Source organism: Amorphus suaedae (assembly GCF_053629675.1).
In genome coordinates this window covers 1,220,519-1,243,154 of the sequence record NZ_JBRJIT010000002.1, presented here as the reverse complement: position 1 = coordinate 1,243,154, position 22,636 = coordinate 1,220,519, and the positions used below count along the sequence as shown (strand labels likewise).

The window sequence follows — 22,636 nt, the reverse complement described above, 5'->3', positions numbered from 1 at the left end:
GCGTAGTTTGCATTCTTCGGAATGGTCCCAGAGTGGGCGCGGCACCGGACGCGCCGGACCGGGGTCGAGGAATGCGGACGGCCCACCCGCCGGGCCGCCGTGATGCGTTGAAAGGGAGTGCCGCGCCATGATGAGCCAAGAGCAGAACGAGTTGCTGAGCCATGTCGGCCCCGGCACCGGCGCGGGCGCGGTGCTGCGGCAGTACTGGCAGCCGGCGGCGCTCGCCGAGGAGCTGGTGTCGGCCCGTCCGGTCGTGCCGGTGACGCTGCTCGGCGAGGAACTGGTCCTCTTCCGCGACAACTCCGGCGAGCTCGGCCTCATCGGACGCCGCTGCCCCCACCGGGGCGTCGACCTGTGCTTCGGCCGGCGCGAGGACAACGGGCTGCGCTGCCCCTTCCACGGCTGGCACTTCGACAAGACCGGCCAGTGCGTCGAGCAGCCGGGCGAGCCGGAAGGCAGCCAGATGTACAAGAACATCCGCACCGTTTCGTATCCGGTGGTGGAGAAGAACGGCATCATCTTCGCCTTCATGGGCGAAGGCGAGCCGCCGGCGTTCCCGCAGTTCGACTGTTTCGCCGCCCCCGACACCCACGTCTTTGCCTTCAAGGGCCTGTGGGAGTGCAACTGGCTGCAGGCGATGGAGGTCGGCATCGATCCCGCCCACGCCTCGTTCCTGCACCGCTTCCTCCAGGACGAGGACCCGAACGAGGGTTACGGCAAGCAGTTCCGCGACAAGGCGGCCAACACCGACATCCCGATGACCCAGCTCCTGCGCGAATATCCGCGCCCGGAGATCAAGGTGGAGGAGACCGAGTTCGGCCTTCGTCTCATCGCGCTGCGCCACATGGACGGCGGCCGCAGCCACGTGCGGGTGACCAACCAGATCTTCCCCGAGACGATCTGCATCCCGATGTCCAACGAGATGACCATCACCCAGTGGCACGTGCCGATCGATGACGAGACCTGTTACTGGTACGCCATGTTCACCAGCTTCGGGAAACCGGTGGACAAGCACCTGATGCGCGAGCAGCGGCTCAAGGAACACCGGCTGCCGGACTACGCGCCGCTGAAGAACAAGCGCAACAACTACGGCTACAACCCTGACGAGCAGGAGAGCCTGACCTATACTGGCATGGGCCTCGACATCAACGTCCACGACCAGTGGGCGGTGGAATCCATGGGCCGCCTGCAGGACCGGACCCAGGAGCATCTCGGCCGCACCGACGTGGGCATCAGCCGCAACCGGCGCCGCCTCCTCGACGCCATCAAGAAGGTGAAGGCGGGCGAGCTCTCCGGCCTGCCCATGTACGGCGAGGGCGACATCGAGGCGATCCGGGGGCCGGCCTCCATCGACGCCATCGGCCTCACCGACGAGTGGGAGGAAGTGTGGCTGCAGGCCGAGGCCAGCCGCCGCGCCGCCTGCGACTGGAGCGCGGCGCTCTAGTCACCATGCTGAACGGGATGCGGGCGGCCAGCACAGGTCGTCCGCAATCCCCGTCCCTCGGTACCCGGATCGGTGCGGTGCAGGTCCGGACGTCCGCCGGTCCCCGACCGCGATCAGCTATCGCCCACGCCAATCATTGAGGAATGCGCATGTCGAAGTCCGGCAAGGTCACGCTGGAAGACGGACTGGTGGGACGGTGCGGCCTCCTCGACGCGGCCGGCTTCGACGCCGCGCGCCACGTCCTCGACGAGGTCGAGCGGCGCGGGCTGGAAACCATCCGCTTCGCCTTCGTCGACCAGCACGGCGTGCTGCGCGGCAAGGCGATCGTCGCCTCCGGGCTCGCCTCCGCCTTCCGCAACGGCGTGCCGATCACCTCCACCCTGCTCCTCAAGGACACCTCCCACCGCACGGTCTTCCCGGTGTGGGCCGACGACATCGGCTTCGGGGCCGGCACGCTGACCGGCGCCGGCGACGTGACGATGGTGCCCGATCCGACCACCTTCCGGGTGCTGCCCTGGTCGCCCCACTCCGCCTCGATCCTCTGCGACGTGGTCTACAAGGACGGCGCGCCGCTGCCGTTCTGCTCGCGCTCGATCCTGAAGAAGGCGGTGGCGAAGCTGGCCGATACCGGCAAGGCCCTCGTCTGCGGGCTGGAGGTGGAGTTCTACGTCCTCAAGCTCGAGGATCCCCGCCTCGCCCACTCCGACAGCGGCATCCCGGCGGCGCCGCCGGCCACCAGCCTGCTGTCCCACGGCTACCAGTACCTGACGGAATCCCGCTACGACATCCTGGAGGACGTCATGGACGACCTCCGCCGTGCCGCCCAGGGCCTCGACCTGCCGGTGCGCTCCATGGAGGCGGAGTTCGGGCCGAGCCAGTTCGAGTTCACCTTCGAGCCGGCCGCGCCGCTCGCCCACGCCGACGCCATGGTCACCTTCCGCTCGATGGTGAAGGAGGTCTGCCGCCGCAAGGGGCTGCACGCCACCTTCATGTGCCGGCCGAAGCTCGACAACGCCGTCCCCAGCGGCTGGCATCTCCACCAGTCCGTCGTCGACACGGCGACCGGCGACAACCTGTTCGTCCCGGCCGACGACGGCACCCTGTCGCCCACCGCCAGCGGCTGGATCGCAGGGCTTCTCGCCCACGCCGAGGAGACCTGCCTGCTCACCACGCCGACCGTGAACGGCTACAAGCGCTACCAGCCGAACCTTTTGGCGCCGGACCGGGTGCAGTGGGGCCGCGACAACAAGGGCGCGATGATCCGCGCGCTGATGGCGCCCGGCGACAAGGCCAGCCGGATCGAGAACCGCGTCGCGGAGCCCACTGCCAATCCCTACCTGTTCTTCGCCTCCCAGATCCTCTGTGGCCTGGACGGGGTGACGGGCGGGCTCGCCGCGCCCGCCCCGGTCGAGAACCCCTACACCAGCGATGCCCGGGCGCTACCGAAGAGCCTGATCGCCGCCATCGAGCGGTTCGAGGCGAGCGCCTTCTACCGCGGCGCGCTGGGCGACGACGTCGTGCGCTATCTCGCCACCATCAAGCGCGCCGAGTGGGACCGCTATCTGATGACCGTCTCGGAATGGGAGCAGAGCGAGTATTTCTCGCTGTTCTGAGCGGGGCGCCCGAAGGCATCCGCCGGCTGTCACCCCATCCCCCGGGGACGATGTGCAATTCCGTCACCCCGTGCGCCGGCCCAGGACCACCTGACGGGGTCCGGAACAAAGCGACCCAGCCGAAGTTGTATCGCCGCAGACCCAGCCGGACGGCCGCATCGCGCGGCCGGCGGCGGGCCACCATCCCGGCGGACACCTGATCGCGCATGCTTACCCCGAGACCCCTACCCGCTCGCCCGGACGTCCGCCTCGCGGACCCGTCCGGCGACCCTTTCCCCGTCCTCGATACCCGGCACCACTCCGCATGAACGCGGTCTGCCGTCCCACCCCGTATCCCGAGGCGATCGCGCTTCTCGACCATCCGATCTTCGTCGGCTCGCGGACGCTCGGCCCGCCGGCGAGTTCCGCGTGGTCGGAGAGCTGCGGCTACGCGATCGCCATCCCGGCGCGCCAGGAGGAACGCCGGATCGGCGCCTGCCTCGCCTCGGTCCTTGCCTCCATGCGGGCGAGCGGCCGGCCGGGCGGGATCGTCGTTCTCGTCAACAATTCCACCGACAAGACCGCAGCGCGTGCCACCGCCATGCTCGCCGACAGCGGCGTCGCCCACCTGGTGCTCGAGGTCGCCCTGCCGGACACCATGGCCAACGCCGGCACCGCCCGGCGCCTCGCGCTGGACCTCGCCGCCGCACATGTGGATCCGCACGGCGCGCTGCTGACCACCGATGCCGACACCCTTGTGGGCCTCGACTGGGTCGGCGCGACGCTTGCCGCCATCGATGTCGGGGCAGACGTCGTCTGCGGCGCCATCGACGTGGATCCCGACGAGGCCGCCCCGATCCTGGCGCGGATGGGCCGGGGCTACCTCTCGGAGAGCGAATACGTCACCCACACCATCGAACTCGGTGCCCGGCTCGACACACGCCCCCACGATCCGTTCCCCCCCCACCGGTGCGCCGGCGGCGCCAGCCTCGCCTTCCGGCAGGCCGTCTACCGTGACACCGGCGGCATGCCGGCGCTGCCCAACGGCGAGGATCGCGCCTTCGTCGCCGCCGCCGACGCCCGCGACTGGCGCGTCGTCTGCTCCGCCGCGGCCCGGGTCACCACGTCGTTCCGGCTGACCGGGCGCGCGACCGGCGGCATGGCGGAAACCCTGGCGGAGCGGCTGCGCGGTGACGACGCGCCCTCCGACGATCTGGTCGAGCCCGCCGCCCGGGCGGCGCTGCGGGCCTGGGCGCGCGGCCGGCTGCGCGCGGTGGCCGACGGCCCCGCGCACCTGCGCGCGGACATCCTGTCCGCCCTCGACCTTGACCCTGCCGACGATCCGTTCGGCCGCACGCGCTTCTTCGGCGAGGCGTGGGCGATCGTCGAGGCGGAGAGCCCGCGCCTTGCCCGCAGGCGTCTCAGCCTGGCCCAGGTGGCGGACGAACTTCCGGCGATGCGCGCCCTCGTCGCCTCGCTGCGGGCCGGCGGCGAAATCCCGCTGACCGCCGGCGACGCGGAGCGGTGGATCACGCGGACATGCGACCAGGTGGTGGCCAATGGGTGACATGATCGCGCTCGTGAAACGCGCCCCCCCGCCGCCCCGCCCCGACGAGGGAGCACTGGCGGACGCGCTCGCGGAGGTAGCCCGCCGCGCCGCGGCGGCCGATGCCGGCGACGAGGATCTCGGTCGGTCGATCGCGGCGCTGCGCGGCGCCGGCCTGTTCGAGACGCTCGCGGCCTATGCGGACCCTTCACCCGGTCCGGCGGTGGTCGGCCAGATCGTGACGCTGCTGCGCCGGATCGGTCGCGCCAACCTTGCCGTCGGCCGGCTGGTGGAGGGGCATCTGAACGCGCACCGTCTGATCGCGCTCTACGCCACGCCGGAGCAGCGCGCGTCGGTGGAAGCCGCGATCTCCGCTGGTGCCCTCCTCGGCGTCTGGGGCGCCGACGGGGATCCGCCCTTCTCGTTTTCCTCCCACGGCGACAGGCTCGTGCTTCGGGGCACCAAGCGGTTTGCCTCCGGGCTCGGCCTCGTCTCTCCGGTCATCGTTTCGGCGCGCACCCGCGACGGGGCGCAGTTGCTGCTGGTGGAGGCCTCCGGCGCGGAGCGCATGGACGCCGCGTCCTGGACGACCAGCGGCATGAAGGCCACCCTGTCCGGGACGTTCCGCTTCGAGGGGATGGTTGTCGACGCCGACGCGCTGCTCGGCCGTCCCGGCGACTATGCCCGCGAACCGCACTTCGAGGGCGGTGTCTGGCGCTACGCGGCGCTCCACGTCGGCGGCATGGAGGCGCTTGCCGAGACGGCACGCCGGCACGCCGTCGACGGCGGGTTCGCCGGCGATCCGCTCACCGCGACCCGGCTCGCCGAACTGGCGACCGCCTGCGAAACCGGCCGGCTCTGGGTGGAGTCCGCGGCCGCCCGCGTCGAGGCGAAGGGCGCGGGAGCGCACGAGGTTGGCTACGTCCTGCTCGCCCGCGAGGCCATCGAGCGGGCCTGCCTCTCTGCCATAGAGACCGTCGACCGGCTGATCGGCGCGGCCTCGTTCTTTGCGGGACATCCGGTGGAGCGCATCCGCCGCGACCTGACCTTCTTCCTCCGGCAGGCGAACCTGGACGGCAAGCGCGCCAAGGCCGCCGAGGCCGTCGCGGGCAGCACCATGCCCCTCGGAGAGATGTGGTGACGGTCGTGCGTGGCCCCCTTCTCGACCTCGCCGCCACGGCGCCGTGGGCCGACATCGAGGACCTGACCGGCTCCGGCGCGGTCCTGGTGCTTGCCCCGCACCCGGACGACGAGGCGCTCGGCTGCGGCGGGGCAATCCAGCGTGCCCTCGATGCCGGGCACCGGGTTGTGGTGGCGGTGATGACCGACGGCCGCCGTTCGCACCCCAATTCGGCGAGCTTCGGCCCGGACCGCCTGGCCTCCCTGCGCCGGGACGAGGCCGCCAGCAGCGTCGAGACCCTCACGGGTTCGGCCGATGCGATGGTCTGGCTCGGGGTGCCCGACTGCGAACTGCCCGGAGACGGTGCCGGCGCGGCGTCGCTGGTCGAGCAACTCGCCCGGATCGTCGACGACATCGGCGCCACCGCCGTCTGGTCCGCCTGGGTCCACGACCCCCATTGCGACCACGAGGCGACCGCCCGCATCGCGCGGGCGCTGGCGGCGGCACGGCCGGGGCTCGCCCTGTTCAGCTATCCGATCTGGGGACGCTTCGCCGCGGTCGCGCCCGGCGACCTGCCGACCGACGGCGAGCTGCTGCGGATCGACACCGTCGCCCAGCGGCCGGCGAAGGCGCGCGCGGTGGCGGCCCACCGGTCCCAGATGACCGACATGATCGACGACGATCCCGACGGGTTCACCATGGACCCCGCCCTGCAGCACCATTTCGTCGAGGCGGCGGAACTCTTCATCCGGGAGAAGGCATCATGAGCGAGCGCAAGGAGGTCTTCGAAACGCTCTACCGCACCAACCTCGACCCCTGGGACTACGAGACCAGCTTCTACGAGCAGGACAAGTACCGCATGACGCTCGCCGCGCTGCCGCGCGAGCGTTACCGGAGCATCGTGGAAATCGGCTGTTCCATCGCCGTGCTCGGCGAGAAGCTGGCGGGCCGGACCACCCGCTATCTCGGCCTGGACGTGTCCACGACCGCGGTCGAGGCAGCCACGGAGCGCCTGGGTGGCCTGCCAGGGGCGAGCGCGGTTGCCGGCGAGGTGCCGCACGACTGGCCCGACGGCCGCTACGACCTCGTGGTGCTCTCCGAGATCCTCTATTTCCTCTCGGCTGCGGAAATCGCCGAACTGGCGGTCTTCGTGGCGCGCGACACCGTGCCGGGCGGCGACTGCGTGGTGGTGAACTGGCATGGCGAGACGGACACCCCGCTCACCGGCGCGCAGGCGGGCGAGACGTTCTTCTCCGAACTCCGCCGCCACCGCGCGGTGCAGCCCAAGCACGACTACCAGCACCCCTGCTACCGGCTTACCGTGGTCCGCCTGGACTGAGACCCGTACGGGTCCTGCTCTGCGGCACGACGGGTCGCGCGGGTTTCCGATCCTGCTGGTGCCTCTCCGATTCCGGAACCGCGTCTAGATCGGCGCGGGTGCCACGCTGACATCGGCCTTGCCGGTGGCCGCCAGCGCATCCGCCACGAAGCCGGAGACGATCATCTCCCGCACGAAACCGCGCAGATAGGCGGTCGCGATGGTTCGGCCCGTCGGCGTGCCCATCGCCTGTTCAATGGCCATGAAGCGGTCGGGAAGCATCCGCAGGCCTTGAGACCGGTCGACGAGCTGCTGCATCGGCTGGCGCACTCCGGCGAGCACCTCCGCGTCGCCCCGCTCGAACGCCGCCACGAGGGCGGTTTGGCCAACCTCGCGCAGGATCGTCGCGGCTTGCAGATGCCGGGTCAGGAACAGATCGTAGGCGCTGTCTTTGCCAACCAGCACCCGCACGCCCGGCCTGTCGACGTCCTCGACCTCGCGCAACGTCGATGCGTCCGGGACCACGTAGACGCCCTCGATGATCACGTAGGGCGCGGCGAACGCGATGGTGTCCGCCCGCTTCGGATCGATGGCCAGAAAGCACACGTCCCAGAGGTCGGCGGTCGCGGTCGTGGCGACCTCGCCGGCCCGCTCGAACGGCACCAGGTCAAGCGACAGGTCGAGCCGACGCGCCAGTTCCTGCGCGAGCGCCACCGACACCCCGCCCGCCTCGCCGGTGTCCGCATTCCGCTGGGCCAGCACCGGATTTCCGAAGTTGATCGCCGCCCGCAACCGGCCGAAGGGGGCCAGTACGGACGCAACGGCCTGGAGATCGTCTTGCATGCAGCGCTCCTGGAGCGACTGGGGATCGGGCGATATCGCCTACGCTAGAGCCTTTCGCGATCAGGCAGAAGCCGGGAGCAGGTTGTCGGACCAGCGCCGGGCGATGTGCTCGAGCGGCGGCTCCGACACCCCCACCCCGTCGACAAGATCGAGCACCCGCGGCGGCGTCAACGGAATCTGCCGCACGGTGCGTCCGGTCGCGTTGGCGACGGCGCAGGCAACAGCCGCCGCGACGTTGAGGATCGGTACCTCGCCGGCCCCCTTGGCGCCCAGCGGGCCGATCGACGGCGCCCCCTCGTGCAGGCAGATATCCACCGGCACGACGTCCTGGGCTAGCGGCACCCGGTAGGTCTCGAAGCCCTGCTGAAGGATCCGCCCGTCGGCATCGATGGTGACGTCCTCGTGGAGCGCGTAGCCCAGCCCCTGGACCACGCCGCCCTGGATCTGGCCGAAGATGGCGCGCGGATTGATCGCCTTTCCGACGTCCTGGACCACCGTGTAGCTGAGGATCTCCACGTGCCCGGTGTCCGGGTCCACGGCGAGTTCGCAGTCGTGGACGGCGAACACCGGCATGTCGAGCGCCTCGATCATGTGGCCGGCGGCGCAGCCCGGCATGGCCGCAGTGCCGGGGCTGGTGAACGCCCCGCTGCCGGAAATCGGTCCGGTCGTCACTTGGGCACGCGCCGCGACGTCGGCGATGGTGACCTTCTGGTCGGGCACACCGACAATGGAGACGTGACCGTCGGCGAGCTCCAGGTCCGACGGGTCCGCTTCCAGCATGTCCGCGGCGACCTGCAGCATCTTCTTCTTCACCTCCGCGCTGGCGGCCGTGCCGGCCACCCCCAGCGAGACCGTCTGCCGGCCGCCGCCGACGCCCACGTCGTAGCCGGCAGCGTCGGTGTCCGCTGCGCGGATGGTGACGTCGCCAGGCTGCAGCCCGAGCTGGTCGGCGATGATCTGCGGAAGCGACTGCATCATCGATCCCGACCCGATCTCGACGCCGGAGGTAACCAGCGTCGCGGTGCCGTCTGGGTTGAGGTTGACGGTCGCGGCCGACGGCCCGACGAAGACGAACCAGGTACCGACCACCGTCGCGCGGCCGTAGAGGCGCCCGTCCGCCGCCTCCATGCGCGACGGCTTCGAGGCCTTCAGCTCGGCCATCCGATCGAGCATCGGCCCCAGCACGTCGCCCTCGAACACCTGGCCGGTCGAGCCGAGCGAGCGGTCGCCGATGACGTTCCGGCGGCGGAACTCCATCGGGTCCATGCCGATGGCGGCGCAGATCTCGTCGGTGTGCCGCTCCAGCGCGAAGGTGTTGTACGTGCCGTTGCAGGCGCGGAAGGCGCCGGTCGGGGCCGTGTTGGTGTAGACGGCGCTGGAGAGCAGCTTGACCGAGCCGAGCCGGTAGTTTCCGCCCAGCGTATGAGCGGTCATGGTGGTCAGGAACGGCGTCTCGCCGCCATAGGCGCCGCAGTCCATCAGCACGACGGCCTCGCGGCCGGCGATCTCGCCGTCCGGGGTGATCGCCGATCGGATCAGGATCTCGGCGTTCTCGCGGCAGAGTGCCGTCTGCATTTCCTCCTGCCGCGTGTTGACCAGCCGGACCGGACGCCCGGCCGCGCGGCTGAGCAGCGCCGCGAACGGCTCCAGCGCGAACTCGAACTTCAGCCCGAAGCCGCCGCCGACGGCCGGTACCGTCACCCGCACGTCGGACGGTCGGATCCCGAGCAGCCGCGCGGTGGTATCGCGCACCGCCCACGGGACCTGGGTGGACGTTTCGATGTGGAAGCGGCCGTCCTCGAAGGAGGCGACGCAGGCGCGCGGCTCCAGCGGCGTCTGGTTCTGCCGGCCGATGCGGAACGTGCTCTCCACCACGGTGACGTCGTCGCGGGCGAACGCCGCCTCGGTGTCGCCGCGCACCACGGTCGCCTCCCAGGCGACGTTGCCGGCCCGCTTGCCGCCGGGAAACAGGATCTCGTAGTCCCGCCAGTCCGGGTGCACCTCGGGGGCGCCCGGCGCCAGCGCCTCGGCCATGGTGATCGCCGCCGGCAGCGGCTCCAGCTCCACCACGATCGCCGCCGCCGCGGCGCGGGCCTGGGCCAGCGTGTCGGCGGCGACGGCGGCCAGCGGCTCGCCGTGGAAGCGCACCCGGTCGACGGCGAACAGGGGATGGTCGGCAATGCCCAGCCCGTAGCGGCCGGGCGCGTCCTCGGCGGTGACGATCGCGCGGACCCCGGGCATGGCGCGGGCGGCGCTGACATCGATGGAGACGATGCGCGCCGAGGCGACATCGGCGCGGCGGACGCTCGCGTGCAGCATGCCGGCGCCGGCCCGGTCGATGGTGTAGCGCGTGCGGCCGCGCAGCTTGTCGCGCGCGTCGCGGCGCGGCAGGTCGGATCCGATCACCGGTGCGTTCATCGGGCGATCTCCCCTGCCGCGTCCGGCGCCTGGACCACCGACAGCGCCGCCTCGACGATGCGCTCGTAGCCGGTGCAGCGGCAGATGTTGCCGGCAAGCGCCGAGCGGATCTCGTCGCGCGACGCCTCGGGCCGCTCCTCGAACAGGCCCGTCAGGCTCATCAGGATGCCGGGAAAGCACATGCCGCACTGGACCGCGTCGTGGCTCTCCATCGCCGCCTGCAGCGGCGACAGGTCCCCGGCCGGTCCGGCGAGCGACTCCACCGTGCGGATCGACCGCCCCTCCATCAGTCCGACGGGCACCAGGCAGGACACCATCGGCGTGTCGTCCACCAGCACCGTGCAGGCGCCGCAGAAGCCCTCCCCGCACGCGACCTTGGCGCCGGTCAGGAACAACGTGTCCCTGAGCACATCGGCGAGCGGGGTCATCGGCGGCACCGCCACCGGCCGTTCCTCTCCATTGACGACGATACGCACGGTTCTGCCTCCGTTGGCGAGGGACGGGTTCAGATCGGGTCTTTCAGCGCGGCGACCGCCCGGCGCACCAGCGCCGGCAGCACGCGCACGCGGTAGGCGCCGGAGGCCTCGACGCCGTCGCGCCCTTCGAAGCCATCGGTGCATCCGGCTGCAAGCCGCCCCGCGGCCTCCGCATCGAGCGGTTGGCCGGCGAGCGCGGCCTCCAGCGCGCCCCAGCGGCGGGCGACCGGCTCGACCGAACCGACCGCCACGCGGGCATCGGCGATGGTGCCGTCCGCGCCCAGCGCCACCGACAGGCTGACGATGGCGACCGGATAGTCGCCGGCCACCCGCAGCGGCAGGCGCGCATGGGCGCTCCGGCGCTCGGCGCGCGGCACGATCACCTTGGCCACGATCCGGCCGGCTTCAAGCCCGGCGCGCGCCTCCAGATACCGCGCCAGCGGCATGCGTTCGCGGCCGGAGGGACCGGCGATCTCCACGGCCGCATCGGCGGCGAGCAGCGCGGGCACCAGGTCGGCGGCGGCGAAGTCGGCCGAAGCGAGGTTGCCGCCAACGGTGGCGACGGAGCGGACCGCCGGATTGGCGGACGCGCCGGCGGCCTTCGCCAGCCCGCGGCAGTCGGCGAGCGGGGCAAGGGCAGCGGCCAGTTCGGCGTGGGTCACGCAGGCGCCGATGGCGATCTCCGCCTCGCCGACCGCCACGCCGCGCAGGTCCGCGACCCGTCCGAGCGCCACGTAGAGCGGATGGAGCGCCTCGGCGCGCAGCGGCGCCCGCATGATCCACGTCGCCCCCGCCATGGGCACCGCGTCCCCGCCGTTGGCGGCCAGCACCGCCACGGCGTCGTCCAGCGAGGTCGCGACGTGCAGGCGGACGTCCTCCAGGGCGGGCATCAGGTCCGGCCCATCATCATCCGGTAGCGGATCTGGTCGAAGACGACCGCCAGGATCAGCACGCCGCCGAGCAGCACCATCTGCATGTAGGAGCTGACCTGGGCGAGGTTCATGCCGTTCTGGGCGAGCGTGATGAAGATCGCGCCGAGCACGACGTTCTCCACCCGGCCGATGCCGCCGCGCAGCGACACGCCGGCGATGACGCAGGCGGCGATGGATTCCAGCGCCGTGGAGCCGCCGAGGTTGGCCTCGCCGCTTTCCACCCGCGCCGTCAGCAGGAGCCCCGTCAGCGAGGCGATCAGCGCGCACGTGCCGTAGGCCATGATCAGCGTGCCGCGGGTGTTGATGGCCGACAGCTTCGCGGCCTTCTCGTTGCCGCCGACGGCGTAGATGTGGGCGCCGACGCGGGTGCGGGCCATCAGCACCCACATGGCCGCGATGACGACGATGGCGACGAGCACCGGCACCGGGATCCCGAACACGCGGCCGAAGCCGAAGAAGTTGCCGAAGGCGTAGGGGATGCCCGAGACCGGCACGCCGCCGGTGAGGAACAGCGAGATGCCGGTGACCACCGAGCCGACGCCCAGCGTCATGATGAACGGCGAGACGCCGAAGTGGGCGACGCCGATGCCGTTGACCAGCCCGACCACGCCGGCCGCCGCGAACCCGACCAGGCAGCCGATCAGGATCACCAGCCAGACCGCGTCCGGAAACATGCCGGCGACCGCCACCATCGCCATGGCGGCGGTGACCGAGGTGAGCGCGATCACCGCACCGACGGAGAGGTCGAAGCCGCCGGTCAGCAGCACCAGCATCTGGCCCATGGAAACCAGCAGCAGATACACCGACTGGCGGAACACGTTCATGAAGTTGCCGACCGCCAGGAAGCGGTCCGACAGCAGCGAGAAGGTCACGATGGCGATGACCAGGAAGAAGGGCAGCACGCCCAGCCGCAGGAAGACCGAGCGCAGGAACGCCATGATCCCGGACCGGCCCGTCCCCGGCGTCTCGGCAGATACGGTATCGCTCATGCGGCTTTCCCCTCGTCGTCGAAGAAGTGCGCGAGCACGCTCGCTTCGTTGATGTCGTCGCCGCTCAGCTCCGCCGCGATCCGCCCCTTGGAGAACACCAGCAGGCGGTGGGCGAGGTTCATGGCTTCCGGCAGGTCGGACGAAATGGCGATGACCGCCTTGCCGGCGTCGGTGAGGTCGCGCATCAGCCGGTAGATCTCCGAGCGCGCGCCCATGTCGACGCCGACCGTCGGCTCGTCGAGAATGTAGATGTCGTAGTCCTGGCCGAGGCCGCGTCCGAACAGCGTCTTCTGCTGGTTGCCGCCGGAAAGCTGTGCCGCGAGCCGGCCGCGATAGGCCTCGGGCAGCCCGACCTGGTCGGCGATCGTCTCCACCCGCTTGCCGATCCGCCCCCACGGCAGCAGGCCGAACGCGGACCGCGTGCCCGGCAGCACGCCCTCGGCGAGGTTGTTGCGCACCGTGAACGCCATCTGCAGGCCCTCGGCCTTGCGGTCGGCCGTCAGGTAGTAGACGCCGGCGCGCATCATCCGGCGGGTGCTGTGGCCGGTCACGTCCTCACCGTTGAGATGCACCGAGCCGCCCAGCACCGGTGCCAGCCCCATCAGCGCGCGGAAGCAGCGCGACTTGCCCGAGCCCACGAGGCCGGCGACGCCCAGCACCTCGCCGGGGCGGACGTCGAAGCTGACGCCCGCGAGGCCGACGGCGCGCAGGTCGCGCACCTGGAGCACGGGGGCGGCCGGCCGGTGCGGGATGACCGGATAGATCTCGGCAATGGCGCGGCCCGTCATCATCTCCACGAGCTGGTCCTCGGTGGAGTCGGCGATGTCCACGGTGCCGATCTTGGCGCCGTCGCGCAGCACCGTGACCCGCTCGGCGATGCGGGCGAATTCCTGGATGCGGTGGGAGATGTAGATGATGCCGACGCCGCGCGCCTTCATCTTGGCGATCACCCGGAACAGGTGGTCGACCTCGTGATTGGTGAGCGAGGCGGTGGGCTCGTCCAGGATCAGGATCGACAGGTCGGAATGGACCGCCTTGGCGATCTCGACCATCTGCTGCTGGGCGCGGCTGAGGCGCGCCACCATGGCGCGCGGGTCGATATGGAAGTCCAGCTCGGCGAAGATCTCCCTGGCCCGGCGGCGCATGGCGCCGATGTCGGTGAACGGGCCGCGGCCGGGCTCGTCGCCGAGGAAGATGTTCTCGGCCACCGACATGGTCGGCACCAGCGAGAATTCCTGGAATACGGCGGAGATGCCCTTGTCGCGCGCGTCGGCGACGCTGCGGAACTGCACGGGCTCGCCGCGCACCTCGAGAACGCCGTCGCTCGGCGTGGAGGCCCCGGCGACGATGGAAATGAGGGTGGACTTGCCGGCGCCGTTCTCGCCGAACAGGACGTGCACCTCGCCGGCGCGCAGCTCGAAGTCGACCGCGTCCAGGGCGACCACGCCGGGATAGCGCTTGGTCAGCCCGCGCGCCCTGATCAGAACCCCGTCGGAAGCCTCGGTCATCGTCCACGATCCCGCTTGAGAGGGAGGCCGGTCAAGGAAGGCAGTCGGGAGAGACCGGGGGCGGAGCGCCCGCCCCCGGCCGGATGCGGTCGGTGCTAGTCGACCGAGAACACCGGGCTGAAGCCCTCGGGCGGCAGGATGTTCTCCCGCGGCACGTCGCCGATGTTCTTCTGGTCGACCACGAAGATCTTCGGACCGACGTGCTTGATGTAGTCCTTGCCCTCGAGGATGCGGACGGCCTGGTCGACCGCGATGCGGCCCTGGATGACCATGGAGTCGGCCGGAGCCGCCTCGATGAAGCCGCGCTTGATGCCCTCGTAGACGCCCGGAGTCATGTAGAAGGACACGATCCCGACCTTGCCCATCAGGCCGCGCTCGCGCAGGAGCCCCTGGGCGGCTTCGGCGGTCACCGCCGTGCCGGCGATGTACTTCACGTCCGGGTCGGCCTGCAGCACGTCCTCGACGAGGCGCTGCTGGGCTTCCTTGCCGGTGTCGCCGTAGCGCGGCTCGAGCATCTCGATCGCCGAGTCCTTCACGGCCTCGGTGAAGCCCGTGTTGGCCGCTTCGACCCAGCCGGCGCCTGCCGGTCCGGGGAACCAGCCGACCTTCACCGGGTCGCTGCCCTTCGGGTGCTTGGCGGCGAGGTACTTACCCGCCTCCGAACCCATCGTGTAGAACGACACCAGCGACTTGGCCGCCAGGTCGGGCGACGACATGCCGTTGATCACGTCGACCACCGGGATGTTCTTGCTCTTCAGCTCGCCGACGACGTTGTTGAGGCCGTCGTAGGAGATCGCGCCGATGATCACCGCCTGGGCGCCGCCGGACGCGCAGTCCTCGATCTGGTTGATCTGGTTGTTGAGCTCGGTGTAGCCGCCGGCTTCCACCACGTTGAGCTTCACGCCCAGCCGCTTGGCCTCTTCCACCACGCCGTAGTCGACGCCGAGCCAGTAGGCATCCTTCATGTGCGGGAAGGAAACGCAGATGTTCCAAGGCTTCTCGGCCTTGTCGAGCGCCTCGTAGGTGACGTCCTTCGTCGTCCCGTCGGTCGAGAAGGCCGGCACGACCTCCTGGGCATCGTAGGGGTACCAGCTGTCCGCTGCGAGTGCCGGGGTCGCGAAGGCGGCTCCGAGCAGCAGGACGGAAGTCATCCGTTTCATCATCATGTCGGTTCTCCGGTCGGCTTGATTGCTCTTCTTTGGGTCAGGCGAGCTGGGTCTTCAGCTCCTGGTACAGACGGGCGCGGTCGGCGCGCGCCGCCAAGGCTTCGTCCATGGTTACGCTGACGAAGCGCGTCGGGGTGTGCGGCTGCAGCTGGCCGATCAGGTCCATGTCGGCCGAGATCACCGCGCCGAGGGTGAAGTAGCCACCGCCCGAGACGGCGTCGCGGTGGAGCACGATCGGCTCGGTGCCGCCGGGCACCTGGATGGAGCCGTAGCTGTAGCAGCCGTCGACGATGTTGGAGGGGTCGGAGCCCGCCCCGAAGGGCTGCTTGCGCTCCTTGAAGGAGAGCGGGCGGCCGCCGCGGAAGCGCACGCCCATGCGGTCGGCCTCGGGCGCGACCTTCCACTCGTCCTCGAAGAAGTTGCGGCCGGCCTCCTCGGTGATCAGACGCCAGTAGAGGCCGGGCAGCGCCCTGAGCTCGGCCGGATTGCCCGGCAGGCGGCGCAGGTGTTCGGGCACCGAACGGCCTTCGGCGACGGTTTTCCCCTCGCCCAGCGGCAGCATGTCGCCGATGCCCACGGCCCGGCCTTCGACGCCGCCGAGCGCACCGATCAGGTAGGTGGACCGGCTGCCCAGGTAGGTCGGCGTGGCGATGCCGCCGGAAATCGCGATGTAGGCGCGCGCGCCCCGGCGCAGATAGTCGAAGGAGACCACCTGCCCGGCCTTCACCTTGAAGGAGGTCCAGCACTCGCGCTCCTCGCCGTCGACCTTCGGCGGGATCTCGCCGCCGGTGACGGCGACCGTCGCATCGGACTCGAACTCCAGCGTCGGGCCCATGAAGGCGCTTTCGAGAACCGCCGCACCCTCGTCGTTGCCGACCAGCAGATTGGCGGCGCTGAGCGCGTAGCGGTCCATGCCGCCGGACATCGGGATGCCGAGATGGAAATAGCCCGGCCGGCCGAGGTCCTGGATGGTGGTGAACAGGCCCGGGTTGACGACTTTAACCGACATTGAGCGCCCCCATCAGCTTGGCGTTGGTTCCTTCGGGGTCGGCCTCGAACGCGGCAAGATCGAACTCGACTTCGCGGATCTTCGGGGTGAAGCGGTTCGCCTGCACGTCGGCCAGGATGCTGTCGTATTCCTCGCGGCCGATCGGCGAGAACTTCACGATGTCGCCCGGCTTGAAGAAGACCATGAAGTCCTTGAGGTAGCTGGTCTCCTGCTTCGGATCGAAGATCGGGAGCGGCGTGATGCCGAACATCTGGTAGCCGCCGGCGCCGCGCACCGAGTAGATGGCGGAGAAGCAGCCGCCGTAACCGACCGTCTGCTTCGGCGTGTCCGTCCGGGGCCGCACGTACTTCGGCACCTCGAGCTGCTTCTCGCGCTCCACCAGCTGGAAGAGGAACGGCAGGCCCGAGACGAAGCCGACCATGGTGACGAACCAGGGCGCGGCGTGATGGGCCTCGATGAACGCCTCGACGCTGTCGAAGCCGTTGATGCGGGCGGCGTACTCGAGATCCGTGCCCGACGGGTCCTGATGCCGGTCGCGGAAGCGCATCAGCGTCTCGTGTGTCCACGGATCCTGATAGTAGACCGGGAACTCGACGATGCGCGTGGCGATCCGCTTCTCAGCGGATTCCGCATGGGATTCCAGCGCCTTGATCTCCGCCATCATCGCCTCGGGCTTGATGCGGTCCGGGTCGAACTTGACCTGGAAGCCGGCGTTGGCCGGACAGATCTCGGTGACGCCGTCAATGTCGGCATCGCGGATCGCGTTGCAGATCGACAGGGCCATGAAGAAGGCCGCGAGCGACATTTCCTCGTCCATTTCGACGAAGATGTGCTCGTCCCCTCCAAACGAATAGCGTGTCTTCATAGGTCCTCCACGTGCGTCTCGGTCATTCGGCCGCAAGCGGCGCGGCTTCGAGCCAGGGCTCGAGGAACTGGGTGTGCACCTTGCCCGCCCGAACCTCCGGGTCGCGCGCCAGCGCCTTGTGCAGGGCGATAGTGGTCTTCGGTCCGACGATGGTCAGTTCGTCGAGGGCGGCCGCCATCGCGTCGATCGCGGCGTCGCGCGTCGGCGCGTGGACGATCAGCTTGCCCAGCAGCGAGTCGTAGAAGGGCGGGATCGCGTAGCCCTCGTAGAGCATGGTGTCGAAGCGCACCGCGTCGGAGGCCGGCACCTTCAGCGCCTCCACCACGCCCGGCGACGGCATGAACTGCATCGACGGGTCCTCGGCGTTGATCCGCACCTCGATGGCGTGGCCGTCGAGCTTGATGTCGTCCTGGGAGAGCGTCAGCGGCTCGCCGCCGGCGATCCGAAGCATCCAGGCGACCAGATCGAGGCCGGTGACCATCTCGGTGACGGGATGCTCGACCTGGATGCGGGTGTTCATCTCGATGAAGAAGAACTCGCCGGCCGCCTCGTCGTAGAGAAACTCCACCGTGCCGGCGCCCCGGTAGCCGACGCTGCGGGCGAGCTCGGCGGCCGCCTCGCAGATGCGCGCGCGGGTCTCCGCGTCGAGGCAGGCGGCGGGCGCCTCCTCCCAGACTTTCTGGCGCCGGCGCTGCAGCGAGCATTCGCGCTCGAAGCAGTGGACCGCGTTGCTGCCGTCGCCGAGGATCTGCACCTCGATGTGGCGCGGTGCGGTGACGACGCGTTCCAGGTAGAGACTTCCGTCGCCGAAGGCCGCCTTGGCCTCGGCCCGCGCCTGGGGCGCGATGCGCTTGAGCTCGTCCTCGTCGGCGGCGATGCGGATGCCGCGGCCGCCACCACCGGCGGCAGCCTTGACCATCACCGGGTAGCCGACCGTTGCGGCCGCCGCGATGGCCGCCGCCTCGTCGGCGACCAGCCCGTCGGATCCCGGCACCACCGGCACGCCCGCCGCCTTCGCGGCTTCGCGCGCCGCCGCCTTGTCGCCCATCCGCGCGATGGTCTTGCCGGACGGCCCGACGAAGATCAGCCCGGCGGCCTCGACCGCGTCGGCGAAGGCGGCGTTTTCGGAGAGGAACCCGTAGCCCGGATGGACGGCATCGCAGCCGGCCTCCTTCGCGGCGGCGATCAGCGCCTCGCCGTTCAGGTAGGACTTCGCGGCCTGGGGCGGCCCGACGCAGACCGACTTGTCGGCGATCCGGACCGCCAGCATGTCGGCGTCGGCCTCGGAATAGGCCTGGACGGCCTCGATCCCGAGCGCCTGGGCCGCGCGCACGATGCGGACCGCGATCTCGCCGCGATTGGCCACGAACAGCCGCCGGATGGCCATCGGATCAGCCGTCCAGCTCGGCCACCACGGCCCCGGCCGTGATCGGCTCTTCGTTCTCCGCCTTGAAGGCGGTGATGGTGCCGGCGGTTTCCGCCTTCACCTCGATGAAGGACTTCATCACCTCCACGAGGCCGACCACGTCGCCCGCCGCAACCGTGTCGCCGACCTCCTTGTAGGCCGGCTCGTCGGGCGACGGACGGCGGTAGAAGGTGCCGGGAATGGGGGAACGAATGTCAGCCATGGAATGTCCTCCGAAAGGGTTGCGACGGGGCACGGTTCAGGCGGCGGCGGCCATAACCTCCGCGGCCGGCATGATCCGGATTCCGTTGTCGATGAGGGCGTCGCGGATCGCGGTGCCGATGGCGAGCGCCCCCGGCGTGTCGGAATGGAAGCAGATGGACTCGAACTCGATGTCGATGTCGGTGCCCGACGCGGTCTTCACCTTGCCGGTCTGGCAGGCGCGGACGCAGCGCTCGGCCACTTCCTTCGGGTCGAGGACGCGCATGCGGCGGGTGAACACGATGGTGCCGGTCTCGTCGTAGTCGCGGTCGGAATAGAACTCGCGGACGACGGGGTGGCCGGCGGCCTTGGCGACCCGGTAGGTCTCGGCGGCGCCCATGCAGAAGATCGCGGTGTTGGGGCTGGAGCGCTGCAGCGCCTCAACCAGCAGCCCCGACAGCTCGGCGTTGCGGGCGGCTTCCATGTAGAGCGCGCCGTGCGGCTTCACGTGCTGCAGGCTGCCGCCGTGGCGGCGGGTGAACTCGCGCAGCGCGCCCATCTGGTAGAGCACGTCGTTGACGAGCTCCTCCGGCTTGGCGTCGATCCGGCGCCGGCCGAAGCCCTGCAGGTCGTGATAGGCCGGGTGCGCCCCGATGCCGATGCCGCGGGCGACGGCGCCCTGCACGACGGCGTTCATGATGGTGGGATCACCGGCGTGGAAGCCCGTGGCGATGTTCGCCGAGGTGATCAGGTCCATCAGCTCTTCGTCGGAGGCCTCCGCGTTGGCCCATTGGCCGAAGGACTCTCCGAGATCGCAATTCAGGTCGACGACACTTCGTGGCACGTCTGAGCCTCCCTGCTCCCGCCCTTGAGGACCGGTCTGGCCTTTGAACGATTGCCCAATGGTTTCGCATGCCGAAGCCGTTATCAAATTCGTTTTTTCGAAATACGATCATCTACATCTTCGATTTTTGCAGTGCACATCCGTTGCAGCGGCGGCGCGAACCTTTCAGAATGCCCGGGTATCTCCGACGGAATGGCCAAATGCATTATCGGCATTTCCGAACATGCATTATCGGTGATCGAAGACAGGGCAGGCGCGCATGAACTTTCGGCAGGTGAAGTATTTCGTGGCGACGGCCGAACTCGGCCAGGTGTCCCGGGCCGCGATGGAGCTGTCGATCTCCCAGTCGACGATCACCACGGCGATCAAGGAACTGGAGGCGGAGATGGACACCCGCCTGTTCGTGCGCACCGCCCAGGGCATGGAGCTGACCCAGGCCGGGCGCCGCTTCCTGGACGCCGCCTACCGGCTGCTCGCCACCGTCGAGGAGGCGCTGCATTCCGGCAGCGAGCACGAGGAGATTTCCGGCACCATCTCGGTCGCCGCCACCTACACGGTGATCGGCTACTTCCTGCCCCAGCACCTGGAACGGCTGGAGCGCCGCTACCCGAACCTGACCATCCGCCTCTACGAGCTGACCCGCGAAATGGTCGAGGACGGGCTCATCACCAACCGCTTCGACATGGCGGTGCTGCTCACCTCCAACGTCGACAACCCGGAGGTGGCAACCGAGCAGCTGATCAGCTCGCAGCGGCGGCTCTGGGTGCCGTCGGGCCACCGCTTCCTGCAGATGGAGACCGTCGGCTTCCGGGAGATCGCCGAGGAATCCTACATCATGCTCACCGTCGACGAGGCGGCCCATACGGCGCTGCGCTACTGGAGCGCCACCGAGCACCAGCCGCAGATCCGGCTGCGCACCTCGTCCATTGAGGCGGTGCGCTCCATCGTCGCCAACGGCCAGGGCATCGCCATCCTCTCCGACATGGTCTACCGGCCGTGGTCGCTGGAGGGTAAGCGCATCGAGACGATCATCCCGAACCAGCCGGTGCCGTCGATGGACGTGGGCCTCGGCTGGCGCAAGGGCGCCCAGCTCACGCCGGCGATGCGGCTGTTCCGAGACTACTTCCGCTCCCAATACCAGGTGCCCCATTCCGTCCACGCCCGCATGGGCCCGACCTGACGCAACCGCGCCCATCGGCCGGCCGGCGCGGCCGTCAAATGCCCCGGCGGCCCTTGCAACGGCGCGCCCGGCGGCCCAAACCCCGGGCGGCGGCCCGGTCCCGGATCGCCGCAAACGCGAGGAGAACCGTGCAGATCAAGGGAATCGTCTTCGACAAGGACGGAACGCTCATCGACTATGCCCGCACCTGGGTGCCCATCAACATCCGCGCCGCCGAGTATGCCGCGGCCGGCGATCCGGAGCTCGCCCGCCGGCTGCTCGCCCTCGGCGGGCACGACCCCGACGCCAACGTCGTCGGCGGCGGAAGCCTGCTGGCGGCCGGCCACACCGGCGAGATCGCCGAGGCATGGGTCGCGGCCGGCGCGCCCCACGCCCACCCGGCGCTGGTGACGGGCCTCGACGCGATCTTCACGGAAGGCGCCGAAGGCTCGGTGCCCGTCACCGACCTCGCCGCCCTGTTCGCCCGGCTGGTGGCGCGCGGGATCACGCTGGGCGTCGCCACGAGCGACAGCGCGGCGGGCGCGCGGGCGACGCTGCAGTCGGTCGGGCTCGGCGGACAGGACTTCTTCGTCGCCGGCTACGACAGCGGCCACGGCGGCAAGCCCCAGCCGGGCATGGTGCTGGCGTTCTGCGAGCGCGCGGGGATCCAGCCCGCCGAGGTCGCGGTCGTCGGCGACAACCTGCACGACATCCACATGGGCCGGGCGGCCGGCTGCGGCCTGTGCATCGGCGTGCTCACCGGCACGGCAAGCGAAGATGAACTCGCCGCCGAGGCCGACTACGTCATCCCCGGCATCGACCGGCTCGAAGCCCTGCTCGACCGGCTCGATGCGTGGCCCGACGCCTCAGGTGGAAACACCTGATCGATCGGAACTGCCTTCCGGCTCAGACCCTTGAGCCATGATCCGGACGCAAAAAGTCCCGGGACGGCGCGGCCGCCGTCCCGGGACTTTCATGGGCAGTCCGAGATCGAAATCGGCGCGCGCGGCGCGGCGCTCAGAGAACCCTCAGCACGACCGCACGGCTCGGCACCGTGTCCGGACGGCCCGGCATCGACACGTAGGACGGGGTCTCCTCGACGATCGTCCAGACGCCCTTGGACTGCTGCGCCTTCAGATAGTCGCCGAGGCCCTCGTTGTAGAGCGTGTCCTTGATGGTCACGATGATCAGCCCGCCGGGCCGGGTGATGCGGATGAGCTCGGGGAAGCCCTCCTCGCCCACATGCCCGACGGTGAACACGCCGGCCGCGACGATCGCCGCATAGGTGTCGTCGGCCATCGGAAGGGTCTCGCCCAGCGCGGCGACATGGAACGCCGAATAGACGTTCTTGGCGCGCGCCACCTCCAGCATGCCCTCGGAGATATCCAGGGCCTCGGCCTGCTTGTAGCCGACGATGTCCATCCACTCGCCGAGCAGGCCGGTGCCGGCGCCAGCGTCCAGGATCGGCCCCTCGCCGCGCGGCAGGTGGCGGGTCAGCATGGCCAGGCAGATGTTGGGATGGCGGTAGCCCAGCGTCGCCATCTCCGTGTCGTAGCGCTTGGCCCAGTCGTCGTACTTCTTGGCCACGTCCGCGGTGCTTTCGGCGGAATAGACGACGTCGAGGCTCTTGGCGGGATCGTTGCTCATGAAAACTCTCTTCTTGACGCTCCGGATGGTGCGCGGTCTGCGGGCACGCCATGGCGCCCGCCGGACATGCGCTTGAAAGGTGGGTTGCGGCGATGATACCTCTTTGTGGGTATTTTTGGAAGTTTGACGGATATCCACGTCCTAATAGACAGAT

At 69.9% G+C, this 22,636-nt stretch carries 21 protein-coding genes; 8 read left to right on the top strand and 13 right to left on the bottom strand.

Annotated features, from left to right (window positions below):
* Positions 1-127 precede the first annotated feature (127 nt).
* The 6 genes from AB7M35_RS19500 to AB7M35_RS19475 all read left to right on the top strand — a co-directional run bounded on the left by AB7M35_RS19500 (position 128) and on the right by AB7M35_RS19475 (position 7,041).
* Entirely contained in the window at positions 128-1,444 is a 1,317-nt protein-coding gene (locus AB7M35_RS19500; protein WP_453962087.1) for a Rieske 2Fe-2S domain-containing protein, read from the top strand.
* Between the two features lie 149 nt (positions 1,445-1,593).
* Positions 1,594-3,057 carry a glutamine synthetase family protein gene (locus AB7M35_RS19495; RefSeq protein ID WP_453962086.1) on the top strand — a complete coding sequence of 488 codons (1,464 nt, stop codon included), beginning with the start codon at positions 1,594-1,596 and terminating at the stop codon, positions 3,055-3,057.
* Positions 3,058-3,361: 304 nt separating this feature from the next.
* Positions 3,362-4,603: a glycosyltransferase gene (locus AB7M35_RS19490; RefSeq protein ID WP_453962085.1), complete on the top strand. Its 1,242-nt coding sequence runs from the start codon at positions 3,362-3,364 to the stop codon at positions 4,601-4,603.
* The gene (locus tag AB7M35_RS19485) at positions 4,596-5,723 is read left to right on the top strand and encodes an acyl-CoA dehydrogenase family protein (RefSeq protein ID WP_453962084.1); all 1,128 of its coding nucleotides are present in this window, start codon (positions 4,596-4,598) and stop codon (positions 5,721-5,723) included. Before AB7M35_RS19490 ends, AB7M35_RS19485 begins: the two co-directional genes overlap by 8 nt.
* The gene (locus AB7M35_RS19480) at positions 5,720-6,469 is read left to right on the top strand and encodes a PIG-L deacetylase family protein (RefSeq protein ID WP_453962083.1); all 750 of its coding nucleotides are present in this window, start codon (positions 5,720-5,722) and stop codon (positions 6,467-6,469) included. Before AB7M35_RS19485 ends, AB7M35_RS19480 begins: the two co-directional genes overlap by 4 nt.
* Positions 6,466-7,041, top strand: a complete 576-nt coding sequence (locus tag AB7M35_RS19475; RefSeq protein ID WP_453962082.1) for a class I SAM-dependent DNA methyltransferase — start codon at positions 6,466-6,468, stop codon at positions 7,039-7,041. The genes AB7M35_RS19480 and AB7M35_RS19475 overlap by 4 nt, the downstream gene beginning before the upstream one ends.
* An 84-nt stretch (positions 7,042-7,125) precedes the next feature.
* Here the strand turns inward: AB7M35_RS19475 and AB7M35_RS19470 are convergent, their stop codons facing one another.
* The 12 genes from AB7M35_RS19470 to AB7M35_RS19415 form a co-directional block, all read right to left on the bottom strand.
* Positions 7,126-7,863 carry a transporter substrate-binding domain-containing protein gene (locus AB7M35_RS19470; protein ID WP_453962081.1) on the bottom strand — a complete coding sequence of 246 codons (738 nt, stop codon included), beginning with the start codon at positions 7,861-7,863 and terminating at the stop codon, positions 7,126-7,128.
* Positions 7,864-7,923: 60 nt separating this feature from the next.
* On the bottom strand, positions 7,924-10,281 hold the full coding sequence (locus tag AB7M35_RS19465) for a xanthine dehydrogenase family protein molybdopterin-binding subunit (protein WP_453962080.1): 2,358 nt from the start codon (positions 10,279-10,281) through the stop codon (positions 7,924-7,926).
* On the bottom strand, positions 10,278-10,757 hold the full coding sequence (locus tag AB7M35_RS19460) for a (2Fe-2S)-binding protein (protein WP_453962079.1): 480 nt from the start codon (positions 10,755-10,757) through the stop codon (positions 10,278-10,280). The genes AB7M35_RS19465 and AB7M35_RS19460 overlap by 4 nt, the downstream gene beginning before the upstream one ends.
* Before the next feature lie 29 nt (positions 10,758-10,786).
* On the bottom strand, positions 10,787-11,647 hold the full coding sequence (locus AB7M35_RS19455) for an FAD binding domain-containing protein (protein WP_453962078.1): 861 nt from the start codon (positions 11,645-11,647) through the stop codon (positions 10,787-10,789).
* Positions 11,647-12,678, bottom strand: coding sequence for an ABC transporter permease (locus AB7M35_RS19450; protein ID WP_453962077.1), 1,032 nt, complete (start codon positions 12,676-12,678; stop codon positions 11,647-11,649). Before AB7M35_RS19450 ends, AB7M35_RS19455 begins: the two co-directional genes overlap by 1 nt.
* Positions 12,675-14,186, bottom strand: a complete 1,512-nt coding sequence (locus AB7M35_RS19445) for a sugar ABC transporter ATP-binding protein (protein WP_453962076.1) — start codon at positions 14,184-14,186, stop codon at positions 12,675-12,677. The genes AB7M35_RS19450 and AB7M35_RS19445 overlap by 4 nt, the downstream gene beginning before the upstream one ends.
* Positions 14,187-14,281: 95 nt before the next feature.
* Positions 14,282-15,346, bottom strand: coding sequence for a TMAO reductase system periplasmic protein TorT (gene torT / locus AB7M35_RS19440; RefSeq protein WP_453962575.1), 1,065 nt, complete (start codon positions 15,344-15,346; stop codon positions 14,282-14,284).
* A gap of 43 nt (positions 15,347-15,389) precedes the next feature.
* The gene (locus AB7M35_RS19435) at positions 15,390-16,361 is read right to left on the bottom strand and encodes a 5-oxoprolinase subunit C family protein (protein WP_453962075.1); all 972 of its coding nucleotides are present in this window, start codon (positions 16,359-16,361) and stop codon (positions 15,390-15,392) included.
* Entirely contained in the window at positions 16,351-17,226 is an 876-nt protein-coding gene (locus tag AB7M35_RS19430; RefSeq protein ID WP_453962074.1) for a 5-oxoprolinase subunit B family protein, read from the bottom strand. Before AB7M35_RS19430 ends, AB7M35_RS19435 begins: the two co-directional genes overlap by 11 nt.
* Before the next feature lie 22 nt (positions 17,227-17,248).
* Positions 17,249-18,613: an acetyl-CoA carboxylase biotin carboxylase subunit gene (locus AB7M35_RS19425; RefSeq protein ID WP_453962073.1), complete on the bottom strand. Its 1,365-nt coding sequence runs from the start codon at positions 18,611-18,613 to the stop codon at positions 17,249-17,251.
* A 4-nt stretch (positions 18,614-18,617) separates the two neighbouring features.
* Positions 18,618-18,854, bottom strand: a complete 237-nt coding sequence (locus tag AB7M35_RS19420) for an acetyl-CoA carboxylase (RefSeq protein WP_453962072.1) — start codon at positions 18,852-18,854, stop codon at positions 18,618-18,620.
* A 36-nt stretch (positions 18,855-18,890) separates the two neighbouring features.
* Positions 18,891-19,676: a 5-oxoprolinase subunit PxpA gene (locus AB7M35_RS19415; protein ID WP_453962071.1), complete on the bottom strand. Its 786-nt coding sequence runs from the start codon at positions 19,674-19,676 to the stop codon at positions 18,891-18,893.
* A gap of 259 nt (positions 19,677-19,935) precedes the next feature.
* Between AB7M35_RS19415 and AB7M35_RS19410 the strand changes: the two genes are divergently transcribed.
* Together AB7M35_RS19410 and AB7M35_RS19405 are read left to right on the top strand one after the other, a co-directional pair.
* Entirely contained in the window at positions 19,936-20,856 is a 921-nt protein-coding gene (locus tag AB7M35_RS19410) for a LysR family transcriptional regulator (protein ID WP_453962070.1), read from the top strand.
* A gap of 128 nt (positions 20,857-20,984) precedes the next feature.
* A complete protein-coding gene (locus tag AB7M35_RS19405; RefSeq protein WP_453962069.1) occupies positions 20,985-21,719 on the top strand; it encodes an HAD family hydrolase in 735 nt (244 codons plus the stop codon).
* Between the two features lie 133 nt (positions 21,720-21,852).
* Here AB7M35_RS19405 and AB7M35_RS19400 read toward each other — a convergent pair whose 3' ends face one another.
* Positions 21,853-22,482 carry a class I SAM-dependent DNA methyltransferase gene (locus tag AB7M35_RS19400; protein ID WP_453962068.1) on the bottom strand — a complete coding sequence of 210 codons (630 nt, stop codon included), beginning with the start codon at positions 22,480-22,482 and terminating at the stop codon, positions 21,853-21,855.
* Positions 22,483-22,636 lie beyond the last annotated feature (154 nt).